7 protein-coding genes and 1 pseudogene are annotated in these 6,592 nt (G+C 64.4%); 4 read left to right on the top strand and 4 right to left on the bottom strand.

Translation table 11 applies throughout. The features are described from left to right. Both RJ03_RS14065 and RJ03_RS14060 read left to right on the top strand, forming a co-directional pair. A partial coding sequence (locus RJ03_RS14065) for a MaoC family dehydratase (protein ID WP_218000963.1) occupies window positions 1–524 on the top strand: 524 nt, incomplete at its 5' end. 40 nt (window positions 525–564) lie between these two features. Further along, window positions 565–1,572 carry an aldo/keto reductase gene (locus RJ03_RS14060; protein ID WP_036502193.1) on the top strand — a complete coding sequence of 336 codons (1,008 nt, stop codon included), beginning with the start codon at window positions 565–567 and terminating at the stop codon, window positions 1,570–1,572. A gap of 58 nt (window positions 1,573–1,630) precedes the next feature. Here RJ03_RS14060 and RJ03_RS38390 read toward each other — a convergent pair whose 3' ends face one another. Next, window positions 1,631–2,170: a beta/alpha barrel domain-containing protein gene (locus tag RJ03_RS38390; RefSeq protein WP_245552284.1), complete on the bottom strand. Its 540-nt coding sequence runs from the start codon at window positions 2,168–2,170 to the stop codon at window positions 1,631–1,633. A 79-nt stretch (window positions 2,171–2,249) separates the two neighbouring features. Here RJ03_RS38390 and RJ03_RS38385 point away from each other — a divergent pair. Continuing rightward, window positions 2,250–2,569 (top strand): annotated as a pseudogene (locus RJ03_RS38385) (thiolase family protein); the annotation flags it as partial. A gap of 10 nt (window positions 2,570–2,579) precedes the next feature. On the opposite strand, the gene RJ03_RS14045 reads toward RJ03_RS38385, so the two are convergent. Beyond that, window positions 2,580–3,416 (bottom strand): alpha/beta fold hydrolase, encoded by an 837-nt coding sequence (locus tag RJ03_RS14045; protein WP_036502187.1) that lies wholly within the window; start codon window positions 3,414–3,416, stop codon window positions 2,580–2,582. Between the two features lie 61 nt (window positions 3,417–3,477). Continuing rightward, complete coding sequence (locus tag RJ03_RS14040) at window positions 3,478–4,179, bottom strand: SDR family oxidoreductase (protein ID WP_036502185.1); 702 nt, start codon at window positions 4,177–4,179, stop codon at window positions 3,478–3,480. Between the two features lie 221 nt (window positions 4,180–4,400). On the opposite strand from RJ03_RS14040, the gene RJ03_RS14035 reads away from it, so the two are divergent. Continuing rightward, entirely contained in the window at window positions 4,401–4,988 is a 588-nt protein-coding gene (locus tag RJ03_RS14035) for a TetR family transcriptional regulator (RefSeq protein WP_036502184.1), read from the top strand. Between the two features lie 55 nt (window positions 4,989–5,043). Here the strand turns inward: RJ03_RS14035 and RJ03_RS14030 are convergent, their stop codons facing one another. After that, window positions 5,044–6,591: a class I adenylate-forming enzyme family protein gene (locus RJ03_RS14030; protein ID WP_036502183.1), complete on the bottom strand. Its 1,548-nt coding sequence runs from the start codon at window positions 6,589–6,591 to the stop codon at window positions 5,044–5,046. Between the last annotated feature and the right edge of the window lies 1 nt (window position 6,592).

The following is a 6,592-nucleotide window of genomic DNA, read 5'->3' as shown; positions in this document are numbered from 1 at the left end:
GACGCGCAGCGTATCGGCGGTGGTCGGGGCATCGCGTTTGCGATCGAGACGCTCAGACAGAAGGGATGTTCATGACCCTCTATTACCTGGATGACTTCGTGCCGGGGCAGCGATTCGCTGGGAATTCCCGCATTCGCATCGAGGCCGACCGTGTCAAGGCGTTTGCCTCCGAGTTTGATCCCCAGCCATTTCACCTGGACGAAAGCGTGGCGGGCGCCTCGATCTTCCGAGGTCTGGCCGCGAGCGGCTGGCATACCGCCGCCGTCACCATGCGGCTGCTCGTGGACAGCGAATTCAAGCCTGCCGGCGGCATCGTCGGCGCAGGCTTCGATGAATTGCGCTGGCCGCTTCCGGTGCGACCCGGCGATGAGTTGCACGTGGAAAGCGAAGTGCTCGAAGTGCGGTCGTCGAAGTCACGGCCGGAGCAGGGACTGGTCAAGGTGCGCACGAACACGCTGAACCAGAACCAAGAGATCGTCCAGATAACTGTGGGCAATCTCGTTGTTCCGCGCCGCCCGAAATAGGCGTGGGCTGCGGTGCGACACCTTCATCCATGGAGCGAGAATGAAATACACGGTATTCGGCAACACCGGCCTGCGGGTTTCGCAGGTAGCGCTCGGCACGGGCAACTTCGGCACCGGCTGGGGCCATGGCGCCGATCCCGATGTCAGTAAGGCGCTCTTCAACGCCTATGCCGAGGCCGGTGGGAACTTCATCGATACGGCGGACGTCTATCAGTTCGGCCAGTCCGAAGAACTGCTCGGCACCTTGCTGGATGGGCGGCGCGAGGATTTCGTTGTGGCCACGAAGTTCACCAACGGCGCTGTTCCCGATGCCGACCGGCTGGTCACCGGCAACAGCCGCAAGGCCATGGTGGCCTCTGTGGAAGCGAGCCTGAAACGACTTAAGACGGATCGGATCGACATCTTGTGGGCACACCATCCCGACGGTGTCACGCCCATCGAGGAAATCGTGCGTGGTTTCGAGGACCTGGCGCGCGCGGGCAAAATTGTCTACGCGGGTCTCTCGAATTTTCCTGCCTGGCGTCTCGCCCGCGCGGTGACCCTGGCGGAGCTCACTCACGTAGTACCCATCGCGGCCGCGCAGTTCCAGCACAGCTTGGTTCATCGTGAGCCCGAGGTCGACCTGTTCCCGGCGTCGCATGCACTGGGCCTCGGCATCGTCACCTGGTCGCCGCTGGGTGGCGGCATGCTGACCGGCAAGTACCGGAAGGGCGAGAAGGGTCGCGCGGAGGGCTTCGGTGGTCGGGTGTTCCAGCCGGAGAACTCGGCGCAGCGCACACAGATCCTCGACACGGTGCTTGCCATCGCCGACGAACTGGATGTCAGTGCAGGTCAAGTCGCTATTGCCTGGGCGGGCACCCATGGCGCGGTTCCGATCATCGGGCCGCGCTCGGTGGCTCAACTCGCGGACAACCTCGGCGCCCTGTCGCTCGAGCTTTCGGCCGAGCAGATCAGCCGCCTCGATACCGTCAGCAGTCATGTGCCATCGGCACCGGCCAGGACGCCCGCTCCCTGGGCTGCCGGTGACATCACCCGGATCATCGCCTGAGCCTCGCTGCCGGCGCAGCCGTCCTCGAGTGTGGGGCCGGTCCTGACTCCGATGTACCTCAGTGGAGGGTCTCGAGGAGTGCCGCGTCGTACGGTTCGGCGTCTTCGAACCGCCCGTCGAGCGCCTTGCGGGCCCACTCGGGGTCGGGGATCAGGGCACGTCCTACCGCGACGAGGTCGAATTCATTACGTTCGGCGCGGTCGAGAAGTTCTTCGATACCCGTAACGGATGACCGGTCCGGAAATCCAGCCGGACCCACGAATTCCTTGTCGAGACCGACGGATCCGACGGTGACGGAAGCCTTCCCGGTGACTTTCTTGGCCCAGCCGGCCAGGTTGAGGTCGCTGCCTTCGAACTCCGGAATCCAATACCGTCGAGTCGACGCATAGAAGACGTCGACACCTGCGCCTGGAGTCGTGTCCGTGGCTCCGCGCGCGATGCCCACACGGCCGACGAACAACACGCCCAGCGGGTCGCCTCGGATTACGCGGTCGGCGCCTCGACGATCGACTACCGCGACACCAAGGCGTGGTACGGAAAACTGAAGGCCGACACCACAACCCAGTTGGCCGCCAAGTTCGACGCTACCTCCGCACAACTCGACCAGATCCTCCAGCCGCTGCCTACAAAGTGAGTGCCTTCCTCAACGTCACCACCACCAGCGTCCACACTTCCCCGGACAGATACCGGCGCGGCTGGCGGCCGCCGGTGCGGGGATTCCGATGAGCACGCCGGCGTTGAATGTCAACAAGGTGTGCCTGTCGGGGATCGAGGTGATCGTCCTGGCCGACCAGTTCGTCCGGTCCGGGGCGTGTGAGGTGGTTGCCGGGGACATGGGGTCGATGAGCGGGCGCCGCACTTGTTGCCCGGTTCGCACGCAGGCTACAAGACCGACGTGCTCGGCGACATTTCCCGCGCCGAACCGGACGAGTTCGCGCTGCGTTCGCATCAGCTGGCGGCCAAGGCGTGGATCAACGGACTCTTCGACGCCGAGGTCCACGGCGGGTCTACTGTTCCAGGAACTCGAGCGCGTGTGTGACGAATTGGTCGTGGTATTGGAAGATGCCGCCGTGTCCGGCGTCCTCGTACAGTCGGAGCCGGCTGTTGGGAAGTCGGTGCGCCAGGTCGACGGTGTTGTTGCTGGGGACCATCCGGTCGTGGTCGCCGTTGACCACCAGGACGGCCTGGTGGATCGTGGACAGGTTGGAAGGCTCTTGTCGGCCCCACGCGTGGATGGCTTTGAGCTGAGCCCGGAAAGCCAGTGGCGAGATCGACTTGTCTCGATCGTGCTTGCGTTCCTTCAGTCGTTGCACGAATTGCCGGGCTGCTGCTTTCCCGTTCGCGGTCCGGGTGAAGAACAGGTATTCCTTCGGGTCTTTGAAAGTCATTGTGGCTCTTGCGATATCGAACAATGTGACTCGTGTGACCTTGTCGATGCCGGTGCCGCCGGCCGGTCCGGTGCCGGCGAGGATGATCTTTCGGACGAGTTGCGGGTTGTGCTGGGCGATCACCTGCGAAACGAATCCGCCCAGGGAGAAGCCGAGGAGATCCACCTGTGTGAATCCGAGTGCTCGGATGAACGCGACCGCATCGCGGGCCATGGCGGTGACCGAGGTTGGTGTGGCGCCTTTCGACGCCCCCACGCCCGCGTTGTCGAAGGTGATGACCCGGTGCCGGGCGGCGATTCCGTCGACGACTCGGGGATCCCAGTTGTCCAGAACCGCTGCCAGGTGGTTGAGGAAGATCACCGGCACGCCGGTGTCGGGTCCGAGTCGCCGGTAGGCGAAGGTCCTGCCGTCGACGTCGACGAACCTGGTCGGTGTGTCTTTGTAGGGTGCGTTCACGGTTTCTCCTCGAGGGTTTCGCGCACCTGATGGCGTGGGGGCGCGGTAGCCGGTGCCGGGCTCAGTTGGCCAGTTGTGGGTATTGGGTGGTGATGTCGGCGGCGAGCCCGGCCTTGACGTGGCGGGAGATATCGTCGGCGAGCACCTCGTGGGCTCCGGTTTCGATGCCGTCGAGTGCGAGTGCGGCGACTTCGGCTGCGCTGGTTTTGGGTGCTTGGATGCCTGCGGTGAGGTCGGTGTCGACATAGCCGACGTGTAGTCCGGTGACCGCGATGCCGTGTGGCTGCAATTCCAGGCGCAGGGAGTTGGTTTGCGACCACAGCGCGGCTTTGGACGCGCTGTAGGAGCCGCCGACGGCGAGCCAGGAAAGTACCGAGTGGACATTGAGGATGTGCCCGCCGCCGTTGCGTTCGATGGTGGGTGCGAAGGCGCGGGTGACGAGTAGTGGGCCGTAGAAATTGGTGTCGAATTCGCGGCGGATGTCGTCGATCGGAGATCCGAGGAAGGAGGCGCCGACCGAGACGCCGGCGTTGTTGATCAGGATCGTGACGTCGGGGGCCAGGTCGGCGGCGGCGGTGACCGAGGCGAGGTCGGTGACTTCGAGGGCGACCGGGACGGCGTCGGGATGGGTCACGGTCCGCGGGTTGCGGGCGGTGGCGTAGACCTTGCTCGCACCGCGCTGGTAGAGGTTCTCCACCAGCGCTTTGCCGATTCCTCGGCTGCCTCCGGTGACAAAGACGACGGCACCTTCGATTGCGGTCATTACCGACTCCTAACTGTACTGGCCTGGTGCGAATATGGGTTGTCTACAGGCCGCGCTCAGGATCGCTCGGAACGAGATTCCGCGAGCGTGCGGACCGGTGTGTCGGATGCCGCTGGATATCGTGAGCGCCGGACCGACCGGCAAATTGAATTACGATCATAATATCATGGATCGGGAACGCTCGGCGGTTGACGGCCTTGCCGCGGTAAAGGAGTTGTCAGATGAGATACGCAAGCGAGCACAAGGCGGCGACCAGGCGCCGGATCGTCGAGGCCGCCGGTCGCCGGTTCAAGCGGGACGGGCTCGACGGCTCCGGCGTCGCCACGCTGATGAAAGACGCCGGGCTGACCAACGGCGCGTTCTACGCTCACTTCGAATCGAAGGAGGACCTGATCGCGAACGCGGTCGCAGCTCAGCTGGATGAGCAACGCGCCGCCGTAGATGCCGAGGTTCGCGATCGGGACGGACTCGAACGGTTCGTGCGTTCCTATCTGTCGCCGGCGCATCGCGACACCCCCGAAGACGGCTGCCCGTCGGCCGCTCTACTCGACGAGATCGGACGCTGCGCGGATCGGACAAAGCAGGCCTACACCACCGGGATGCTGGCGATTGCCGATGACATCGCTGTTCTGCTCGCCCCACACGATCCGGCATCGGTACGCGTCCAGGTGCTCAGCGTCTTTGCGATGATGGTGGGCGCACTGCAACTGTCGCGCGCCCTCAGCGATCGACAACTCGCGGACGAGGTACTGGAACGGGCTGTTCGAGACGTACTGGCGATCGTGAATGCCGATCGACGACACAACTGATAGATATCGAAATGCCTTCGCGCCGCGAGCGCTGTGTGAGGGATGGGGCCCGTCCTCACGACTGTGCAACGTGGTTGCGGCGTAGTCCTTCGGAGGTGTGGGCGTTCCGGAGCGCGACCTTGTCGATCTTGCCGACAGCGTTCTTGGGGATGGTGACCGCCACGATGAACGAGGTCGGGCGTTTGTACGGGGTGAGGTGGCGGTCGCAGACGGCTTTCAACGCGGTGGGGTCGATGGTCGAGCCCGGTCGTGGCTGGACGTAGGCGACGACGACTTCTCCCCACTTTTCGTCTGGTATGCCGATTACGGCCGCTTCGAGCACCGAAGGGTCGCGGGTCAGGACGTCTTCGATTTCCTTGGGGTAGATGTTTTCTCCGCCGCGGATGATCATGTCCTTGGAGCGTCCGACCAGGGTCAGGTAGCCGTCTTCGTCGACATGACCGATGTCGCCGGTGTGCAGCCAGCCGTCGACGATAGCGCGCGCGGTATCGTCCGGCCGCCCGAGATAGCCACGCATGACGTTGCGGCCGCGTACGGTGATTTCCCCGTTCACCCCTGGCGCCACCTCTGCGCCGGAGTCGTCGATGATCCGAATCTTCTGCCCCGGGAAGGGAATTCCCGCGGTGCCGGGGCGCCGAGGTCCTGAGAGGGGATTGAGGGTGGAGCCGCAAGTTCCTTCGGACAGGCCGTAGCCTTCGATCAGTGGGAACCCGTAGCGTGCTTCGAAGCGCGTCAGCAGTTCGGCCGAAGCCGGTGCCGCGCCGCAGATTCCGAAACGCAGCGACGAGGTATCGGGCCGGACGTGGTCTGGGAGCGCGGCGAGCATGCTGTAGATCGTCGGTACCGCGCTGAAGAAGGTGGGTCGTTCGCGTTCCACGATGTCGAAGAACGAGCGGGGATCGAACCGGCCGGCGATCACGACTGCGGCGCCGGCGAGCAGCGGCGCGAGGATGCTGACCACGATGCCGTTGACGTGGAACAGCGGCAGGATCAGCAAGCATCGGTCTGCTGGTTCCAGTTGCAGGGCTTGCACTCCCATGGCCGCCATGGCGTCGAGGTTGGCGTGATCGAGCATCACCCCTTTCGGCACCCCGGTCGTGCCGCTGGTGTAGATGAGCAAGGCCAGGGTGGAGGAGTCCACTCGCGGCTGTTCGATCCGTTCGACCACAGTTCGATAGAAACGGTCCAGCGTGGCCGAACGTCGTTGTGTGCCAGGAAGACCCGATGAGGCGCTCTCGAGGTCGCCGACGGCGAGGGTTGGGGCGTCGCCTGCAGCGGCTACGCCCTCGTCGACCACCACCAGCCGAGCGCCGCAGTCATCGAGCTGTCGAACAACTTCGATATCGGTCAGGCTCGGATTGACCGGAGTGATCGTGGCGCCCAGCCGCCAGGCCGCGAACAACAGCACGACGAACTCCGCGCGGTTTCTCAACCGCAGCGCGACGACATCATCCTGGCCTATCCCGAGCCTGCGAAGGTGGTGGGCCGCCGCGCGGACACGATCCAGCAGTTGAGCGTTGGTGAGCGACTGCGACCCATCGGCGATCGCGGGACCGTCCGGAGCCAGTTCAGCGCGGCGGTCGGGTAGTGAGGCAAAATTCATC

The organism is Nocardia aobensis NBRC 100429 (assembly GCF_000308375.1).
GTDB lineage: Bacteria > Actinomycetota > Actinomycetes > Mycobacteriales > Mycobacteriaceae > Nocardia > Nocardia aobensis.
This window is presented reverse-complemented; position numbering and strand designations above follow the sequence as displayed.